12 protein-coding genes are annotated in these 21836 nt (G+C 38.2%); all 12 read right to left on the reverse strand.

The genetic code is table 11. From position 1 onward, the window contains the following. Positions 1-10 precede the first annotated feature (10 nt). Positions 11-2200, reverse strand: a complete 2190-nt coding sequence (locus A587_RS0112630; RefSeq protein ID WP_017217909.1) for a Mu transposase C-terminal domain-containing protein — start codon at positions 2198-2200, stop codon at positions 11-13. Then, positions 2190-3059 (reverse strand): TnsA endonuclease N-terminal domain-containing protein, encoded by an 870-nt coding sequence (locus tag A587_RS0112635; RefSeq protein WP_010607314.1) that lies wholly within the window; start codon positions 3057-3059, stop codon positions 2190-2192. The genes A587_RS0112630 and A587_RS0112635 overlap by 11 nt, the downstream gene beginning before the upstream one ends. 358 nt (positions 3060-3417) lie before the next feature. Beyond that, positions 3418-4683 (reverse strand): DUF2130 domain-containing protein, encoded by a 1266-nt coding sequence (locus tag A587_RS0112640; RefSeq protein WP_017217910.1) that lies wholly within the window; start codon positions 4681-4683, stop codon positions 3418-3420. A 207-nt stretch (positions 4684-4890) separates the two neighbouring features. After that, the gene (gene brxL / locus A587_RS0112645) at positions 4891-6954 is read right to left on the reverse strand and encodes a BREX system Lon protease-like protein BrxL (RefSeq protein WP_010607316.1); all 2064 of its coding nucleotides are present in this window, start codon (positions 6952-6954) and stop codon (positions 4891-4893) included. Positions 6955-7016: 62 nt separating this feature from the next. Beyond that, positions 7017-9599: a BREX-1 system phosphatase PglZ type A gene (pglZ, locus tag A587_RS0112650; RefSeq protein ID WP_010607317.1), complete on the reverse strand. Its 2583-nt coding sequence runs from the start codon at positions 9597-9599 to the stop codon at positions 7017-7019. After that, entirely contained in the window at positions 9596-11464 is a 1869-nt protein-coding gene (locus A587_RS0112655; protein ID WP_017217911.1) for a DUF262 domain-containing protein, read from the reverse strand. Before A587_RS0112655 ends, pglZ begins: the two co-directional genes overlap by 4 nt. Before the next feature lie 8 nt (positions 11465-11472). Continuing rightward, on the reverse strand, positions 11473-14994 hold the full coding sequence (gene pglX / locus A587_RS0112660) for a BREX-1 system adenine-specific DNA-methyltransferase PglX (RefSeq protein ID WP_017217912.1): 3522 nt from the start codon (positions 14992-14994) through the stop codon (positions 11473-11475). 50 nt (positions 14995-15044) lie between these two features. After that, entirely contained in the window at positions 15045-18611 is a 3567-nt protein-coding gene (brxC, locus tag A587_RS0112665; protein WP_010607320.1) for a BREX system P-loop protein BrxC, read from the reverse strand. A 15-nt stretch (positions 18612-18626) separates the two neighbouring features. Then, on the reverse strand, positions 18627-19250 hold the full coding sequence (locus A587_RS0112670; protein WP_010607321.1) for a DUF1788 domain-containing protein: 624 nt from the start codon (positions 19248-19250) through the stop codon (positions 18627-18629). Position 19251: 1 nt separating this feature from the next. Beyond that, positions 19252-19833, reverse strand: a complete 582-nt coding sequence (locus A587_RS0112675) for a DUF1819 family protein (RefSeq protein WP_017217913.1) — start codon at positions 19831-19833, stop codon at positions 19252-19254. Beyond that, the gene (locus A587_RS0112680) at positions 19830-20027 is read right to left on the reverse strand and encodes a helix-turn-helix domain-containing protein (RefSeq protein ID WP_010607323.1); all 198 of its coding nucleotides are present in this window, start codon (positions 20025-20027) and stop codon (positions 19830-19832) included. Before A587_RS0112680 ends, A587_RS0112675 begins: the two co-directional genes overlap by 4 nt. A gap of 117 nt (positions 20028-20144) precedes the next feature. After that, positions 20145-21668 (reverse strand): sigma-54 interaction domain-containing protein, encoded by a 1524-nt coding sequence (locus tag A587_RS0112685; RefSeq protein WP_017217914.1) that lies wholly within the window; start codon positions 21666-21668, stop codon positions 20145-20147. Positions 21669-21836 lie beyond the last annotated feature (168 nt).

Consider the following 21836-nt stretch of genomic DNA (forward strand, 5'->3'; position numbering starts at 1 on the left):
GTGAATTCTCCTATACTGCGACATTTTTACGTTTGTATGTTGGGTCTAAAAGCTCCTCCCCACCTACCACATGGGGATCTGGTGTTTCAGTGAAATTGGCTGCATCTTCCATCGCTATTAACAAATGTTGATATTGAATTTGTTTTTCCATATCACCATGCGCTTTCTTTCTGTCTCTTACCGTTTTATCAGGGCTAACCGCTTGAGATTTTTTAAGCATGCGAAGCTCATCTTTAATAGCATTGTCCATTTCTTCTAGAGACATATTAAGAAGAACACGCTCACTAAAACGCTGTTCATCGAGGAGAGCCAGAAGGTGTTTCACTTGTTCTTGGTGAGCTAAAACCTGCGCCCATAGTCGATTTTTGTATTTGCAGCTTCTTTCAGTGATCTCCATTTGCATCACTTTATTTTTGTCCTCAGGATGACGACACCAGATATGATTGGAATTAACATCCGTGTATCGTATCTCTATTTCAAATCGACCGTCATTCTTAGCTTTATCAAGCCATTTAAGCTCCATTACTTCAGGGCAATTGTAAAATACTCCTCTGAACCTAACGCCTTTGTCAGTGACCATAGCGTGTTCCTTTTTCATTAACGCATACAAGAGCGTATCTTTAGACTTTTTAATGGGTGGAAAAATGGACTGTTTAAGACCCCAATTCCAAATATCACGAGGTGTTAAGCCAACCTCATCACGACACATTTCAAAATTGTGATTATCAATTCTCGATGCAGTGTTATTACGATGAATAATTTCTTTGATCAGACGCCGCATAAACTGATCATAGGTGTATACAGCACCTCTAGAAGCGTGAGCATTTTCCTTTTTAGGAGCCTTGTAGACCTTACCTTCATGCTGAGGTATCGCTTTTCCTTGAACAGTATCAAAAGCTTTTTCAACGGTTCCTTTACAATCACCGCGATGATAAGCGTTAAAATTCGCTGCTTTGATACCGATCTTACCTTTAAGCAAAGAAGTAATAGCGCTATGACCATTTTCTGTGCCTCTATCTAAAGTTAGCTCTTTACAAATATCTGCGCAGGGCCAATCTTTATGCGTGATTTCAATCCCAAATTGTCTGCAAAATTCAACTTTGTCAGTAAACGCATTAAATAGCGCTTGTGACTCGGCGTGCCAATCTGGCCCATGAAAACAAACATGAACACCAACAATCATTGAGCTAACAACATCAATTACAAAGTAAATTGTTGGTCTTCCAATACTCAATTGCTCATCATTTGAATATTCGTAACGTATGTAGACATCAGCAGTTGTGCTATCGATTTCATAACGACTTAGTGGACCGCGTAAGCCATGAGCTGCTAACCCCGGTTTGCCAGCGTGATCTTTGTCATACAATATGCTGCCAGTTCGTCTACGAATAAACTCCAATGTACCAATGCATTTTTTAAGATAGCGCTTGAAAGCTCTCGGACTAATTAAACGGACCCGCGGCAATACAGCATAAAACTCTTCGGCAATATCATCGTCTTCAGCACCTTCAGGTCTAACAGCGACCACGCAGTATTCTTTACAGTAATCTTCATATAAATCCTGCAAGTTAACTTCTTGTAGATCTTTAAGTTTTTTAGAGAACTCGTAAATATTGTGTTTATCTTCAACTGTTATATATCGGAAGGGTTTACCATATATAGTGTCTATGCCGGGCTTAGATTTAAGGCAAGTACTGCCATCTTTGTTGTAAATCGGCTTTTCGGGACCAACGTATTTTTTACCTAATTCTTCATAGTGAGGTAACAACGCATTCGGCACACTACCGTATCGGAAGTATCGATTAATTGACGCTTGAACCCACTTTCTGCTGCGTCCCGACTCTTTAATTAAGCGAGCTAAGATGCCACTAGGCTCACCATAAAAATATTGATCCAACTGATATGGGTCTTCCACTAAGCTAGAAATTGCCAAATAAGCCGCATCACGTCTTTTTATCCAACTTGGCTTAAGTTCTGAATCATCAGCCATCAATAGATCCGAGTGATCATGCTCTTCCAGTTTTAATTCTTTTGAGGCCAACTTTTCCTGAACCCAAGCAAATGATTGAGCTTTAGGACGTTTAGGTGGATTGCACAACATATCTACAATAGCAACTTGAGCATGCTCTTGGCTCACGTCAACAATCAAAAACTCGGCTGGATTTTTATTCGTGCTTACTAATTTCTGATTAAGCTGCATACTTCACCTCCACTGGGTTAGCGATTAGAGGTCGAAACAATTCAATTTCCTGAAACAGATCAATCTTCAAATCTTTAAAATACGCTGCTTTTTGAAATAACGCTTGAGCGTGGAACAGATCCATATTTAGCTCATCGGACACCTTTTCAAGAATTGTTCTCAACGTATAAACCGCGTACTTGTCGTCATATTGGCGAAACGTTTTAATGAATAGTCGATAAAATTCCTCGCTGACATCCAGTAACTCTGGGTACTCGAAACATTCTCGGAGGTATTCTAAGTTGTAGATATAAATTGGTGAGTAACACTGCTCAGTCATTAACATCCACTCAATCTCTTCTCGATGCCAGTACTCTCGTTCAAGCTTTAACTTATCCCAAGTTCGTTTTGCGGTTCGGGGGTTAGCTAAATAATCTAGAGATTGTTGATACTTAAACGAGTAAACAACAACTTTTTCTTCATTGTTTACTAAGCGGAACGTTACCACCAAATCAGATGTCATGGTTTTAGCTGGGACAATACCGTCATTTTCAAAACGCTCTTTGTAAGCACCGGGATGCTTAATATTAAGCTCTGATGCCAAGTCTAGTGTTTCATTGAGCGGCAATGGAAACTGCTCTTTGATATCGATAACATTTGGCATAGCCTCAAGTAGAACAAATAGCTGTCTTTCACCACGGCTGTATAAGTGGATGGTTCGGTCATTAAAACGATTTAAGATCTCCTGACCCTGACCATAAGTGTGAGACTGTCGAATTGTGTTCCAAGGCTTATACCCGTACTTTTCGACGTCATTGTGATATGCAATGATTTTATTCAACTCTTTTTGAGTGATTTCAGGCTGTTTTACAGTTTTCATGATTAACTCCTATAAATTTCTTAAACTATAAATTCATAGCAGCTCATTTTTTATACAGCAAATTGCAATACTTCTTACAATTCAATACGTTATTTTATTGTTTATTAATTATTCCACCTCCTTACAAAGGAATTGATTGAAAGACAATTTATTAGATATCAGTCAATTAAAAATACTTATTATACAAATATGTATAACTAACTAACGATTTCCAACAAACACGTCAAAAATTGACATTTTCTTAATTTTCATCACGTTAAGAAATTTCAATTTTTTTGCAAAAATTTCGTTATTAACTGTGTTTTGAGCTACAAAATGAGACCTCCAGCTACATTGGAGGTCTCCCCAATATCCTTAATTAGTCGCCTAACAAGGCGATATCATCTAATAAAGGCATGCTTCCTTGCGACAATCCTTGTAATTCCCCGCAAATCGACATCATTTGATTAGTAATGCCACCGATTTGCCCTTCGCGTTTCTTCCAGATCCGCTGCATCGCTGATTTTTCCTTTTCCAGCTCCAAGCGCATTTGCTCTTGGTGATCGACTACCGCCTTAATACGCTGCACAAACTGCGTACTACAGATGTAGTCATAGAGCGCTTCCATTTGCTCATTTTTGCCTACGCTCACCGCTTTTTGGCGCTGAGCTTCGGTTAATACCGTTCTTAGGGCCTCTGATAGCCCTTTGGCTAACGCAGGCTTAACTAACCAAACGCCATCTTTCATTACCATTGGCTCTTCAATTCCCGCCGGGAACGCCGTAGAAACCAATACCGCAATATCTCCACCTACTTCTTGCATGTCGGCCTTAAGCTTAGTGATCCAGTTGTTTGACCAATTCTCAGCACGTTTGGTCTCCCAAACAATCTTTCCGCAAACCGTACCAGTTCTTAATCGAACCGTTTGAATGACGTCCGCACCACGAGTGCCTTTTCCAACAGGGTCGATATCGTCTAACGGATACGCCTGAGCAAGTTCATGCTCTAGTTCAAGCTCTAGCACTTCTCCCTGAAGTTGTTGTGATCCCTGTTCCAACTTGCGCTTTAGATCTTCATTAGCCTTTGACGCATCATCGATTTTCTTTCGAAGTTCAGCTTCTTTAAGTTTGAACTCATCACCAATGGATACACGCAGCGACTCCTTTTCACTTTCAACACGACGAGCTAACTCAAGCTCCATATCCTTTTGCTTATCTTCAAGCTCAGTTTTAGCTTTACGCAATGCAAGTTCTTGCTCGCGGAATTTTGCCAGTTGCTCCTCTTTGGATTTCAAAGACTCTTCCAAAGCATCATGCTCAAGTTTGACCGACTCCCGGATCTTGTCTTCCGCCTTTTTCTTCTCTTCAGCAATTTTTGCCTGCAATGATTTAGCACCGTCTTGGCTTTCAGCAAGTTGCTCTTGAAGCGTCTCAATCTGCTTCTTGAATGTTTTCGCAATAGACTTTTCAGCATCTTTAGCTGCTTGCTCTTGAAGGCTAACCAGCTCTTTACTGAGCAGTTGCTGATATTCATCTTCGTGTTTTTCAATCAGGTGCTTCGCAACAGCCTCTTTGATTGGGAATTCACTGTTACAGTGCGGACAAGCAATTTGGTCGTCGGCGTTAAGAATGATTTTTGAGTTCATGGCAAAATCTCACAATAGTTAAACACATGCCAACTATTACAATCTTGATGCCAAAAGTTATCTTGTTGTTTTATATCGATTTTACAAAAACAGATGGGATTACTTATGTATACTTAATTACATTTACGTAAACTAAACTACATATTCATAAAGAAAAGCCGAGGCAAATAAACCTCGGCTTTTGTTGATTGGGTGACTCTGACTATTCTAGTCGACTTTAATATAAGTCACTTCGAATGCTTTTACGGCTCGATGAGTTTGCAAGCGGGTAGATAAACTAAAAGCATCATTAGAGTCATATTGCTGAAATATATCTAATCCTCTATCGAGCGATATCTTCCAACCATGATCGGTAACAATATGCCGAGCATGTTGAGTTCCTGAGTTATCAAATGAATACGCAAACTTTATCCCAACCGAAAACATTGTACTTTGGATCTGTTCGAAAAAGTCTCGCTGAGCTTCACCTTTTGACTCATCTTCAACGGTTACTAGGCTAACGACAACTTCTTCACCTTCCTCTTTTAATTTCACTATCGTTTCAAGCAACTCCATTAGGTTTTTAGCTTGATAGAACATTCGAATATAAGGGTCGGTAATCGTGATGTGCTTAGCGCCTTTTAAATATGGCCCAAAAAGCTTGTCATAACTCACACCACGTTGATTTTCAGCATATGTTACGTGATGCTCTTTCAATTCAGAACAAGGCGCGGACACTGCCTGTGATGGCTGTTGCGCAGAACTGACACCTACAGGCTCAATATCAGGCTCTGGCATACCAATATCCGAAACTTCACCAACGGTCTGATTAAAATAATTCGGATATTGCAGTTCTTCTAGGGTTTGAACAGCCAATTCTTGTCCAGCTTTATTACTATATGCAAAGTTAACGTCTACATAAGTACTATCTATTCGGAACAGTTGATCTTTAACTCGTTTACGACCTTCCATTGCAAACTTAAGAATTTCTTCAATTTCTGCTTCTGTTGCTCCGCCTTGCGGGAACAATATTTTCATCAAACCGCTAAACGTTTTATGTATTGCATCCCTGTCACGGGTTGAAATTTGAGAAGAAAGCTTGAAATACTCTTGGTATCGATCTGAGTAATCTTGGTTTCTTAAATGGCGCAAAACCTCCGCCAAATAATCTACAACAAAGCCATATCCGCTAGAGAACATTTCACCACGGATAATGTCGACTTCCCAGCCCGGAATATAGAAATGAAGACGGTCTAAAAATGCCGAGTCATAGAACTTTTCAGGCAAGGCATCAAATAAATCGGAATGCTTCAACATGTAAGGCAAGCTATGCTCAGTATTCCCCACAAAAGCCATTGATGCATCAGCGCCCAAGGTTTCGACACCACGAGAGAACGACTTGTTTGCCATGTAGTTTTTCATGATATCAACGAGCGCTTTGTCGACTCGTTTTTGCTTACCTGCAAATTCATCAAAAGCGACGGTATCCCAGTAACCAACCAAACCTAATTTGCCGCTAGAGTTGTTTACAAATAACTTAGGTACTGTTACTTCACCACCAGATATCAAAATACCATGCGGCGAGAATTCAGAGTAGATATGCGATTTACCCGTACCTTTGGGGCCAAGTTCTATTAAGTTGTAGTTACGTTCACAAAATGGGATCAGGCGAACCAACTGAGTAAGTTTACTTCTTCGTCCAAAAAACTCTGGATTAAAGCCAATGCTTTGTACCAGCACATCAATCCACTCATCTAAATCAAACTTGTTTCTAGCACTGATATAACCATCATAATCAAAATGAGACATTTGGATGGGCTTAATGGTACTTAAAATCCAAGGGCTGGCGTCTTTATCTTCAGTATGGTCGTACTCAATATCGGCAATAACCCATACGCCACCAACCAATAATTTCGGGTGTTTCTTTACCGTACCAGAATCAATCAGAACCTTTTTAATGCCAAGATTCGAGAACTCCGTCTCATACACGTCTTTCTTGTCATTGAGTGATACACTCACTTTATCAATAACTTTATGGCGACCTTTCTCACGAATGGTGGAGCGAATTAACCCAGCTTCATTACGATGCACATAATGCTTAGCTAAAATTTCTTTAACCGTTTGTATACCTGATTCAATGCTTGCCTCATCACTTGTCGCACAATACTGACCTAGCAAGTATTCAAGTACATAAGATGGAACAATAGCGTTACCTTTTACGGTTTTTACCAAGTCTTTTCTAACAACAAGACCTGCAAATTCATCACATATTTTTTGGTTAAGTTTATTCATTCTTTAGTCCCAAATTTAGTAGTTAAAGTCCCTTTCAACTTTATTATTCATCGTCTGCTATCTTAAAAATCGAAATCAGATGTAAAAGAGCGCTTAATGGTATAGCGTAACTGTTTGTATTCTTCCCATTGGTTTGTTCCAGCAACAGGCTCTTCTAACTTTAAGATAACTTCTTGATGGTTAGCCGAATCCGCTTCTTGGTTGAGTAAGAATCGTAACTTCATCTCACGTTCACGCGCATTTTCAGAAGTTAAATCTACGTCCACCGTATGGCTATCTGAAATCAGCTTGCCTGATTCGGTATATATACCTAAACGTAACTTTCTAGGTTGGATTTTGTCAGTCACTGCTTCAACTTGATACAGAATAACCGATATCTGCCCACTAGTTATGACGCTATAGCCGCTGCGCAATACTTCAACCTCAACCATAGTGATATCGCTAGAGCGCTTTTTATTAATACTGATGATAGGGATAATGGTCTCTTGAAGTGAGGCTCCACCATGAACAAAACGACTGCCAGAGCCGCTTAGCCTCATCCGTTGAATTCCTTTTGGAATAACAGCATGAACATCACCAGTTAAGCCCAATTGCTCGGCAGTAAACGTTTTAAATGATCTCCCCGCGCTGAGATTTTTACCTAAAACAAAACGTCTATCGTTATAAACAATTTCGCCTTCAACATCCTTCGCTGAATAATCGCTATCATCCAACGCACTATTTTGATAAATAAAGCCGTGATCGGCGGTAATAACTAAGTTGTTAGCATTGGCATTGGCTAATTTCTTAATTAGCTTAATTAAATCATCGAAGGTTCTTTCAGTCGCTTCAAACGCTTCACCTTCCGATTGCATTTTGTCGCCAGCATGGTCAATTCGATTATGGTAAATGTATAAGATGTCATTTGCCTTCAACAGCTCTCTGCTGTTGATCTGATTCATCTCCAACAACTCTTTGGCCTGAATCGCACTTGCCCGTTCACCATGAATGGCCTTTAGCACCTTATCCCGGTTATCAGTACCTTGAGTTGATAATTCGCCCATAAATACGGTGCCTTTGCTATCTGCTAATCGTAGTGGGTACTCTTTTGACTGAGGTAACAACGAGGCCATCCCTAATTGTGTATAACTTGGTAAAGACGACAAGGCGTGATTTAGCTTTGCTTCATAACGATCTTCTTGCCTAATTCGACTTACCATTTCTTCGCCAGCTTCATACCTGAAAGCATCTGATATGATCACACAAACCTTTTTATTTTTGTTTAGGTAATTGGTCTCAACATATTTTTTAAAGAATCGGCTTTGTGGATCAACACCACTAACCTGCCATTTATCCATATCATTAACATGTTGTTGCCAACTATTAGTTAGTGGCTGTACATAGTTATTGATATATAAATTTTCAATTTGCTCCGTAAGCGAGTTAAGAAGCGAGTGTTGCGAAGACGCTTTTAGCGCATAAATGTATTTGCGATATAACTGATCTAACTTAAACCATTGCCGTGTGTAACTTTGAACCGCTTCAGAAGCCGATGACATATCAAGTTGAGTCGTGTCTAACAATGCAAAGAACTGGCTTGCTACATCAACTGCGTCGTACAATAACTCAAAATCTTTATACCAGTGACCTTGTCGTCGCTGACGACACCACAGCGCTACTTCGCCTTGTGATAAGGTTCTTTTAGCAACGCCGTTAACCAATTCATGTATCACCTTTTTGTCAATGACTCTAAAGTAATCCAGATCCAGTACATCCTTTAGAGAGCGATGCTGAAGGTCATCTTCAATTTTCATTGAGTTTGAGCATTGCTCAGACAACCACTCAAATGTTTCTTGGTGAGTTCTACTGTCTTTCCATCGTTTAAAGAATACTAGAGCGTTATTAGTCATGTTTTGCAATTTAGCTGCATCAGAGTCCTGACTGACACCTTGCAAACCACTTGGTAGCTCAGCACAATAACAGTACTTAAACAGTTCAAATACAAAGTCCATTACTGATGGGCTATCACTCTGGTAACCATAATGATTATTCACCTGCTCCCATAAAAAATGATGCAAGTTACAGCGCTCAATAAACTTATACGTTTTACCTTCAGCTTTTTCGGCAATCAAACGTTCAAGGGCAACGTCTAAGCGCACATCCCCTTTTTGCTTTGTGCCCGTTGCTATCGCCAACATTTTTAACCTAATACGACTTAAAGTATCGTCACTTTCAATTACGTTTTTTAATGTTGCTCTTCGTTCTTCAGCTTGTGAAGCGGCCTCTTTTGTTTTGCCTTCAGGCTCAAAAAAAGCAGCATGTTGCTGAACAATTTCAGCAAATTCACTCGGCAGCTCCAATTCATTTAACCAAATTGCGTTTTGATCTGTTTTAAATACCGTATTCGCAAGCTCTATGTCGTATAGCCAATTCTTAACAGGCTCTGGCTGATCGCCTTCTTTGTATACTAAGAATCTTGATTTGTAGTCATCACGCAACAAGGTGTGCTTAAGTGAAAACTCATTATTATCGATTTCAACTTTTTTAACGTCTTCAAGCTCAAGCGTTTCGAAGTCATTACGCAACTCTTGCTTGTCATCGTACCAAAATACGATTCTGTGTTTTGTAAATAGTCGCGCTAAGGCGTTTGAGATTCTTGATGTCATGACATTACTTCCTCGTCTACCACTTCTTCATCTTGATCGTCTTCAGCAATTTCTAGATCTAGTACTTCAGTCATGAATACTCGGTTTTGCAATCTAATTTTTAGTGCTTGTCTGCGCTTTTCAAAAAACGCTTTAAACTCTGAAAAGCATAAGCTGTCATTTTCTTCTAACAAAATATTGTTCTTTGAAACATTCACTTCGGCAGAATCTATCCACTGTGCTAAAGGAAGCGCCCCTTTAGACATATTTTGAGAGTCATTTAGTAAATGTAAATTGGCTATGCTATTCCAGTGTTTAGTATCTGAATAAAAGTTTAATAATTCACTACTTTTTTTAAGAAATTCATGTTTATTCAAATTTCCCTTTTTAAATGAATCTTTTGGATGCAGATGGTCTATATGGAAAGTCTCAGTTGGGTTCATCTCAGGAAAAAGCAGATGTAACAACGCTCTGCATTTACCTTCTCCATACTGTATATCCAATAAATTTTCGATGTATTCATCATCAAAGCGCAGATCTTTATTAGACCCTTTATACTTTTCAATAATGGCTTCTATTGGAAATATTGGTTGTGCAAGGTTTTTGTCTAAAACATCCCTCATTCCAGATAAAATTGTATCAGCTTGTCCACCAAACACACCTTTGAGCAGTACCATATAAAACCATTTACTAATAACGTTTCTCTGTTCAGCACATCTAGATAGATTATTAATATCTTTATACAAAGCTCCACCGCCAGCCTGCTTTTTGTAAAGGTAATAACAAACAGGTATAACGGCATTTTTTGATGTGAGGGATTGTGGGTTTATACCGAACCTACGAATTAGCTTTAAGGTTTCTTTTATGCACGCCTTAATTTGAGGCCATTGATTTTGTATTGCTTCAACTTGCTCAGCCTTAAAGTTCTTCACTTTAAATTTTACGTCGGAATTGGTTAGCATTAAGCAAGTTTTCAATATCCAGTCTCGGCCAACATAAAACCCCATATCAGCACTTTGGTTGATAGACTTTGTGAGGCTATCAACTTCATGCCTAAAGTCACCATCCCAATTTGCTACTGCAATTGACATCAACAAGTCAGAAAAATCTAGCTTGGTGCCGCCGCTGTTTGTGCGAATAAACACATCCAGAACATGATCAATTTCTTGGCTTTGTTCATTAAAGTAATGAATCAATTTTTGATGTCGAATTACGGAATACAGTTTTAAAAGTGTTTTCTGAGCGAAGTCATTACCATTAAGTTGATGCTTTTGAATATAGGGTAAAACAACATTCATCAAAACATCTGTAGGTTCTGTAAAAGATTCTTCTCTAAGTATATTGTGCAAACAATACCAATGATGCTCTTTCGAAGCGGCTTGCTTGTCAGTTAAAAACTTAAAGTTATAAAACATCATTGACTCGTTATCATCCGATTTCACCTCTGATAACAAATCTAAATACAACTTCCTCGGTGGTAAAACGGCATCGTCTTGTGACGTTGGCCACCAAACTCTGGGTTGTTTATATGCATAAGTGCTGCACAAACCGATATATAAAGATGTAAGCCGTTGTTGACCATCTATCACAGCTTTAAAATCGGGCGACGTTGCATTTGTTGGTTTGTAAGGGTTTTCTTCGTTAAAACGCTGACAAAAGCCACTAATAAACTCATAAAACTTATAGTCATTTTTGATTTGGCTATCTTTAACTTCCCACATCATAAAACTATTAATGGGATAACCGCGAAGAATCGAATCAAACAGCAAACAAATCTGTTGGCTACTCCAAACAAACTTACGTTGAATTGCTGGCAACAAAAATTCGCGATTAATGCTATTAATCGCGTCTTGAATACTTATTGCCTTTTCATAATCACCTGCCATTGCGTTCCCTACGATAACCCCGTGACTTTCTTCAGTGCTTTGCCAAATAATGGGTAGTTATGTTTAACACCATCATCTAGGTCGATTTCAATTTTCTCACCAGCCAGTGGATACAAAACGTCGTGCTCGTAGTCATTAATTTCTTCAAGCACTTTGTTAATTTTGCTTATAGCTTTAATCGCGTTGGTCTTATCTTTTTGGCTAGCAGAAGCACTGATTTCAACTTGTTCATAGCTTTCTTTACGCGCTTCTAATTTTGTCCTGAATTCACGTAAATAGTCGTTAAGCACTATGCTTACCGTATCTGGCTGATAACGATGCATATAAATTAAGGCATTGAACGAGCCTTTAGGACTAGAGAACATCCAATAAATCGGTCGTTTTTTATAGCGTCTAACATGATCAGCATAGAAATCTTTTACAAAGTATTTCTTAATGTCTTTACCAATCGCATCTTCGATAAATGATAAATTTTCAGCAAAGTTTTCTTCACCAAAAGTCACTTTTAAAAATTCTTTGAAACGCTCAGTGATATCGTCTTCAAACCAGTCACCTTCAAAATCAATAATTGGAATAACATTATCGTCATCAGGCATAAAAGTTGGGGATGGTACTTTACCTAAAAATGTATCAAAAACGTCCCCTTGCTGAGATAGAATAAGGCCATTTTTATCAATCGAGAAACGTCCCAACATACAACCTACGGAAAAAGATATAAAATCAATTAAGTAATCTTTACAAGCTTCCTGCTCCTTGTCTTGATTGTCTTTATATCTGAAATAAGGATTACAGTTCAGAGCTACATCACTTAAGTTAACTTCTTTGGAAAGGAAATTAATGTCGTATACGTCTATAAAATATTGATTATTCTCTTCTTCAAGACTCCTAGCCTGATTAACTAACTTTTTGCATATAGCTTGATAGTTATCTATCGTAGCAGCCAGTAACGCTGAATTTTTGTTCACTAGAAGAGGCGATGATTTGAATCCCCACGATAGTTCAGATTCATCCCAATCATACTTTGCTATTTCAATTAATTCTCTTGCTATTTTTTTGGGTTGCCGATCCCTCAATATTGGTAAAGCATTTATGCCTATAGAGCTGTAGTCTAATGTTGGACAAAGTATGTTTAGATACTCCTGAGCCACATTACTATTCAAGAAAGCAATTAAATCTAGCAGGTCAACATCGTGTGGGAATATACAAGACCCCTTGGTGTCAAACAAAAAACCTTCTGAATTGTATCTAGCTGAAAATAACCCCGAACTTAAAGCAGAATAGGTAATATTTTCTCTAAAATAATACTCCTGATTTTTAAGCCTGCCACCGGGTCTCAGTTTATTCAACTCTTCAACAAATTCCCTGAGTTCTTTCCCGTTATATTGCCAGTTTACAACATATTCATTATTGCCATACCATCGTCTAAATGAACCTCCTTTGTTATACGCATACCACTTTTCTTTTCTATGTTCCGATTCTGTCAACGATTTACAGTCTAAACAGAGTGAGTTAGATGCTACTTCGAACCAATAACGTAAAAATCTGTCATTATCAGACGTTGCCATACCTTGCTTAGCATCTGCTACCTCACCGAGTTTCTCTTTTTGAAAAGACTTTATTATCGAATCTGAAGCCCAATATGCTATAGGAGCACTCGGTATACTTTCAAAAGAGGTCGATTTTGCTAAGAAGGATTTCTTTTCATCTAAACTATTTAAAGCTTTCAAGTAAATTTCAGACTTTTCAGATTCTGATTTTCCAGCAAGTAGTCTATAGAAAACACCTGAACGGACGTCATTTCTACCTTTAACTAAAACAAAGGCTGTAGTAGAAACGACCTCGCCACCAATACTATCAAATGCACGCGCACCTAGATGAGCCATAGATAGAATATTCGTTGATTGTAGGATCTTGCGTCTTATCACTTCATATTTGGATAAAAACATCCATGAGTGCATAGTAATCATCGCAATACAGCCATTCTTCATTGCTAAATCAATATTGCGATCTATGAAAGCCGAAAATAAATCTGTTTTGCTATCTGGATAATTGTTCTTTATCCATGTACTCAGCCTTCCATTCATACCTTTAAAACCCAAGTATGGTGGATTAGCTGTAACTACATGATAATTAGACGATAAGTACTTGGCCTGTTTTAATGTTTTTAGAATAGATTCATGAGTATCTTTTAAAAAGAGGTCAACTAGGGAATTTTTAGATTCAAGTTTCTCAATCAACTCTGTCGGTTCTTTTAATGTCGGCTGAATTAATGAACCAAAGTTGTCTGCTTCCTCAAATTCTTTAAGAGTCGCTCGAACATCAGACGTGAACAACTCTTTGCCCGCAAACTCGATGTACTCTTCAAGTGCGTATTCATCAATAGTTACTTTTTCCAATCGACAAATATTAGGCTTAATTGGATTACGGAAGAATCGTCTTCTGTTGTTACTGTCATCAAACGGGTTGCCCTTCATCGCTTTCATACTAAGGGCGAATGCTGCAAGTTCGGCTGCTCGCTCATCAATCTCAATGCCGTATAAGTTCTTAGTTAAAATTAACTCTGGAATATCAACAGGGTCATAGTTAGCATCAAGATAGATTGCATAAAGCAAGTCATAAGCATAGGTAAGCATATGCCCAGAGCCAGCAGCTGGGTCGCATATTTTTAACTCTTCTGGGCTAGAGATTTTGAGAAAGTCCTCTTCTTCCTCAACAGGCTTAATGTAGTACTCCATTTGCTCAATTACTTTTGAGCTTGGATTATTCAACATCCATAAACGACCCAGCGAGTTTTCAACTAAGTACTTAACTATCCAATGCGGTGTAAATAGCTGGGTAGCTGCTGGGATATTCTCTGGTGTAATCTTTTTGTTTTTCTTTAAACCCTCGAACACCTGATCTTTCTTTTCTGAAATGTAGAATTGATATAGCCAGCCAATAGATTCAACGGATTCACAATTCTCTGGCGTCATTGCCTCACGTGTATAAGCAAGTATTGAATTGCCTGATAATAAATCTTCAGGCATAAGGAGTTCAGTGTAATCTTCGATACGCTCAAATAAATAGGGCATTAATCGATGGTAATCATTACACACACCGACAATAATTAAGCGATAGGCTTCCGCCTGCCCGTCTCGGCTTGGAATAGCCCCCGATAGCAAGCCTCGGATCTTGTCACTAGTCTTTGCATCAAAAACAGACTCATCCAAATGTCCAGCTTTCGCTTCTGCTAAAATTTCAGGTTGGAACTGGCCTGCAATTGGCGATACCACCATAATACGGTTGTATTGATTGGCATCCATAAATCTAAGCGCACAAAAACGGTTAAACCATGTATATGCCACTTGTTCAATTAGAAGCTTGTCATCCCCGAACTCTTTTTGTTTAGCTTCGAGTTCTTTTACCGCATGAGGATATTCACGTCTTGCAGCACTGTCTTGTGCTAATACTAACCTTAATTTACTTTGCACTTGCTCAATCAGGCTTCTACGAGCGTATTGAGCAAATTTTTTTAATTTTGAAGTATCCATAAAAACCTTGTTTTTTTAATTTGGTAACATTGCCTATTAGCACTTATTTCTTATATCTGTATGTGCTTTCCTGACTTTATTGCTGCCAACAATGCTTTTTTATATTCTGCAACATACCCATCAACATCATCTTCTGTAGACAACCAAGGTTTGTTATATTCGACTCGTATCTGCTTTGCAGATACGCTCTGGATCTCAGGTTTCGCAGGCTCATTAACACCCGTTACAACATCAGAAGATCCGCCATTGAGTTCACTTCCTGCTCCATCATTATTGCAGTTTGGTTTAGAAGGCTCGCTTGTTGGTGGTATAGGCTGAGACCACGCCATCATTTTTTGCACTAACTGAGAATAAGTATGTTCCTCGAAGCGACGAGCATCGTCACGGATCATGGCGATTAAAGACTGCTGTTTTACCTTATCTATAATACGTTCAAACTCAGCTAATAATTGCTGCTGTTGACCACTATCCAAGTTTATAAATTCATTAAAGCCTTGCAATTGTGACTTCTTCGAATCAATTTGTTCTAACGCTTGGTTTCTTTCTTCTTCAACCTTTTCAGTGATCTTACTTGCAAGTAGTTCAGAATCAGCTTTCAATTGCTGAATAGCGCTTCCTTTGTATATGCTAGCGTTGACTAATGCATCTTTAATCTTTTGAAGTTCATCGCCTTCTACATATTCACTATTGGCTGACTGCTCTGTGATTAACTTTCTTGCGTTATCATAAGTTGCTTTCTGAGGGCCATTCATAAATTTAGTCATAGGTTCGATGGTTTTATCTTTATAGTCGAACCAAGTATCTTCTTGTTGAGCCAACTCGGTCATAAACCATGTATAAGGCTTTGACTTTAGCTCACCTAATTTTTCTATGATTTCTGTAAGTGCTCTTAAAAATGGGTACTGTGCTGCTTGCGCTTGCATTTTATCGAGCGTTATAGCTTGCTCTAAAAACGACTCTTGCACTTCTTTGGCTATCGCTTTCGCCTCGGTAGCAAGGAGTGGTTTATCAAAGTAATCTTGAGAGAAGTCTCTAACCGCTCTGATTTGCGATGGCGTGAACTCCACTTGCGGATCGAGTATAAGATTGGCATGCAAAGCCATATTTCTTAGAGCGCGAACAAGCTCACCATCATCTAATAAATTAGTTGATTCACGAACTTCAACTTTACCTCTAGCACACAAGTGAGCAAGATTGCATAGGATCGCAGCATATGACCAACCATAAGTTTTGCGTTCAAACTTGTCGATTAATGACTTAACCGTTGTTCTTACACCGCCTCGACTATTACTTTGTATAAACGAAAACATTTCTTGCTGAGCTTCAGGTAGTTGAGTGTCGTCACCAAATAGTCCCTGATCTGCTTTTTTAATAATGTCAGCGATATCGTTTTCATTAAATTGTATATCTCGCAACATTTTTAAATTTGGGTATGTGTGTTTTATTAACTCCCCAAATGCTTTCAACATTTTGTTCTGGCCGTCTTCTCCAGACAATTCAACTTCTTTACCCGCAACATAATACTTTGCTGAACCAACTAATTTTGATGTTAATGCTTTAAGTTGGTTATAACGCTCAACATTTTGAATGCCTTTTTCAGTTAAAATGCGTTTAGTTGTATCTTGCTGTGTCGCTTTAGTTTCATGGGCTACGTATTTTTCAGTCTGTTTATACAAAACCAGATCACTAACAAGTCTTGCGCTTTCTGGAAGTACAATTCTTAACTCATCATTGAATAAGGTATCTGACTTATGCTTCTCAAATGCATCTCTATGATCGTGGAAAGACGTGATCACGTTGATAGCCAACTCACTTTCACGACCAGATAACTTGTCATCTAGTTTGCGACTGAAAGGGTAATCTTGTTTATTCTCTTCCCAGCGAATTTTTCGTGTTTTTAACACACCATCGTAAATTAGTTTTTCTAACTCAGCGGCAACAACATCTGAATCGATTTCCGTATTCTTTATTTCTTTTTCGATGTCTTGTTCTTCGTCTGTTAAATACTCAAACAAATCACCGTTACGCTGAATGTAAGTTTCCTTCTCAAGTAGGTTTAGAGCTTCTTCTACTTTAAGTTTTAACGAAGGTATGTCACGTGAGAAGCTATCATGCATTAAGACACATAAGTTTCTAATGGTTGGTTTAAACTCTTTAACGTACTTAACCAGAAACAGCGCTTTTAATAGTCTGACTGCGAAATCACTGTCTAAATTGTTTTCAGCTCTTAATATTGATTGCTGGTTCGCCGTTTTTAAAGCTGTTCTGATCCCCTCAAACATCAGGTCAAATGTAGCTAATTCCCCAAGGCTATGATCTTTAATCGCAATCGCTACCTCTTGGAATACACCAAGCATAGAACGCTCACCGACTGAGCTATGTTTACCCTCAAAAGCACTGTGCGTTGATAGATTTTGAATCGCAGATTGAAATAAGCCAAATTGATATGGGATAAAAGGATAGCTTTGTAAAAAATGCTCCCTATCACGAAAGTTTCTATATGATTGGGAACCATCAGCAAAATCGAATAACGTTTTGAAATTATTTTCCTGCTCATGGTAAAGATCAGAAAGCGCTGGAATAAATTCATCTTTCTTTTCAAGTAATCTGCGCTGAATAACTTCGGCGACATCTTGGCTAGTAAGCTTCATGCGGTTTTTGAATCTAGCTTGGATCTTTGTGAAATCGTTCTCACTATTCTGTTCGACTTCACCGATGACTTTTGACATGTCTTCTTGTGCAGTAACAATGACCCACGCTTGACCTTTACATTTAGTCGCTAAGCTTTCTGCTACCGTTTGTAGATTGGTCATTAACTTGGTATTGCCAGCAATATATTGACCTACTTCATCCACAAAAAAGTTTAATCTGAAGCCTTCTTCTTGTTTTTCTATATAACTTTGAACCTGCTCAGCAAAGTCTTCAATTGAGAGTCTGTAATCATCGCGGTATTTATCTAAAATTCCCGTTACTGACTGGCCTGACACTTGGTTATATGCTTTATCTACCGCATCAGCCATTCGTTTAGCTCTAGCTCGGCCTTTTTCCCACTCCATACCACTAGTAGATTTAAAGATCGCTTTAAAGTCTTCTAATAAGCCATCATCTTTTAGTTCTCTTTCGAATTGGGCGATGTAGGCTTGTTTTCCATAGAAGCCGCAATGTTCGTCAAAAACTTTCACGAATACAGCAATTAACGCGTCCAACTCGGTCTTACTAATAACATCCGCTTTCTGGTCAATGTTAAAAAGGATACTTTCTGAAGGGATAGCAACAGCACGTTTAAGGTCACTCGCAAAAATTCCCCCTTCATTCAAGGGGCGCTTTTCTAAAAATATTTCTAGCGGAGTAATGCCTTCAATTGGATTGTTTTCCAGTAATAAAGCTAGCATTTTTAAAAGGTGAGATTTACCTGAACCGAAAAAGCCCGAAACCCAAACACCATTAGCGCCATTGTAATTAAGGTAAGCGTCTAGAAAAATGTCGAGTCGTTTTGCAACTTCATCCGTAATAACGTACTCATCTAATTCCAGATATAGCGCAACATCGTCATCGGCTTTGATAACACCTTCAATTGGCCTATCGACTTTCTTTGCGAATAATTCAGATAATTTCATAATGCAGCTAAATCCTTATATAGCGCGATCTAAAATGTTAAATGCTCTGTAGTATTTATCGTCTTCTAATGTGCCAAATAATATTAGCGACGTGCCTTTTTCTACTGAGTGTTTGTATTGACCGGGGTAAAACATGAGAGTTGGCTTGTCTTTGGCTTTTATTTGTAAGTTCTCTAACAGATTGCTTGATCTGATATATGGGTAGACTTCACCAACACCCGTAATAATTAATATGTCAAAATCAACTTCGGACATTTTTTTAACAATTGCAGGAATTAATACCGTTTTGGTATCAATGATCCCCTGAATCTCTTCTTTTAATTCTTGTTTGGTCATGGTCGACTCATTTTCAAGTAACCATTCCCAATCGCCTTCTTCTTTTAATATTTCTACAACAATGTCGTATAAATTGACTTCCAATGTCTTTACCTGAGCATCAGTTAGGTAGTTTCTAACTTGCTTCACTAGCAAATTAACTTGGCTTTGTAATGACGGTTCAAAAGGACAAATGTGAAAAGGAATATCACCATTCAGACCTTCCATATTTGTGAATGCCTGACTAGAGAGAACATCAGTTAAGTGAGTGTATGCCTCGTTAAAATTTAATTTGGTTAGCACACTATTAAACTTCCCTGCCATATTAAACGTACTCTCCCGGAAATAGTCTTAAATCATCGATATTTTTTTTTGAGATCAACTCTCTCAACTTTGGAGATAGCTGCTGATTTAATATTTCTTTTTCTTTTGTGATCAATCCACACTCAACCAGCATTTTGAACATGATTTGTTGTGATTTATAACGAGATTTTTGCGTTATATTGTCAAGGTTACTGTGCCATTCTGCCTTCGCATTAAGAAAAGCATCATAGTCTTCGGAATAAAGCTGATAACGGCTTCTGTCGTAGTATTCAGACAATACTTCAACCGCGAACTGATAAGTAAATAGGTATTGTCGGCAAATGGCGAGCCACACTAAATGCTTAACATCAGCATCAGACTCAATCATCAACGCCAATTCTTCGTCAGTAAGGTTCTTTAACCTCTTTGAAACTTCACCATAAATTGTTTTTAAGGTGCTGTCGGTTCGTGACTGAAGCAGGTTGCTGCTAATCACTTCATCACGAACTTGAGTCCAATCTTTAAACTTATTGTACTCTTCGGCAATAATTAAGTTTTCGTGGATCATTGCAGGACGCAGTGTTAGAGATAGCTTATCGCTCATCTACTATCTCCTTCAGAAGACTCTGAGGCACTTCCACTTCTTACCCACTCGTCTACTTCATTTGCTTTGAATTTCCAAAATCGTCCAATTCGGTGTGCTGGCAATCCTTTTTTTTCACGCCAAGCGTAAACAGTGTCTTTGCTAACACCCAAGTGAGTTGCTATTTCCTCAACTGAAAGCCATCTTTCGGTCATTATTTAAGCCATATTTAAATTAGATTATTGCTAATCCTAATATCGCACGTAACCTGTTAACTGTAAACATGGTTTAAACCGATTTGGTATGATTTGATAGGATTTAAAAAGATTTTATTAAGCCTTTTTACCTTGCCTCTTTTTGGGTATTTCTATCTTTAACTTGTTTAATAATGTATCTAAGTTTTGATGAACACCAAGCCCTAACATTTTTGCAGTTTTGACTTTTGCATTTCCTGTGGCCTTTAACGCAGCAGTTACATACGCTCTCTCAATGTCCTCTTTGATTTTGTTAAGATCAACAACATCACCTAGCGAAAGATGCACATCTAAATTGTTATCTTTATTTGTTCTTTGAATTAAAGAGGCAATAATATCCTGCTCTGTAATTTCAACGTTATTTGACAGAAGAAGTGCTCGGTTTAATGTACTCCAAAGTTCTCTTACGTTACCTCGCCATGGTTGTGATCGAATAAACTGCATCGCTTTAGTTGAAATACTTTTAGCTTTGTAATTCTTATATTTACTTGCTGTTGAATTGATTTCATTTACAAGGGCTTCTGTAAGTGGTTCGATGTCTTCCATTCTATTTCTTAAAGCAGGAATTTCTAAAACCCCTACTGCTAAGCGATAAAATAAATCTTCCCTAAACTCTCCATTGACAACCATTTCAGATAGATCGCGATGAGTTGCTGCTATAACCCTAACATCAACGTTTATCGATTTGTCATCACCGACACGTGTTACTTCACCTTGTTGCAGTGCCCTTAACAACTTTACTTGAGCATCTGGTGTCAGCTCACCGACTTCATCTAAAAATAAAGTGCCACCATCTGCCTGTTCAAATAAACCTGAGTGGTCTTTTACAGCGCCAGTAAACGCACCTTTAACATGCCCAAAAAGTATAGAATCGACTAAATTTTCAGGTAGAGCGCCACAGTTAATCGTTTTTATTGGTTGAGAAGCTCGATTGCTAGCTTTATGAATCGCATTGGATATAACTTCTTTACCAGTGCCTGTCTCACCAAGAACCAATACGGGCAAGTCCAATTCAGCTAATTTTTCAGCCTTTTCAATAACCGATTTCATTTGGCTAGATATCGAAGTGATATCTTTAAATGCTTTGCTTTGGACAGGTAAAGTAGATGCTCTTGATGAAATTGACCTTGCAACGGAAGCGTCATATTCAGCAACAAAGTTAAAAGGAATGTCGTCTATAAAAATTTCACCACCTTCTTTTGATTGACAAAAGTTAGTGTTGTTTTTTCCTTTCCCTAGGATAACGCTTACAGCCGACATAGCAGGAGTACCAGATGATAAATTTATAAATAAACTTTCACTTTCTGCTGAAAGTTTATTTATCCACTTTTGTGATACATCAGAAATTGATTTATAGTCTATTGGGCTAGCAATTCTTACTCTATTAATAGACACGTCTTCATATGGACGATGTGCTATTGCTAATTTCTTCTTGAGCCAGTTTTCATAATCGGCCCAACTCTCATCCCAAGAATTGGCAATGATTACAATTTTATCAAACGGCTGTGCCATTTTGAGAGCTATAACAGAAATAGGACCACTAACATCCTTTTTCATGTTGCTGATATCAGTTTTACCCAACCACGAGTATAGAATATTCACTGCTTACACTTTTACTTGATTATTATGTAAATAATCTTACATGTTCTATTATTATTTTACATAAAAAAGGTGAGCTAATTTGCTCACCTTTTACATATTCAACAATGTGATCTAACTAGTTTCCATGTACATTTACGGTTTCCAAGTACATTGGGCTAGTTTCCATTC

Origin of the sequence: Pseudoalteromonas sp. NJ631 (assembly GCF_000276645.1) — a bacterium.
GTDB classification, from domain to species: Bacteria; Pseudomonadota; Gammaproteobacteria; order Enterobacterales; family Alteromonadaceae; genus Pseudoalteromonas; species Pseudoalteromonas piscicida.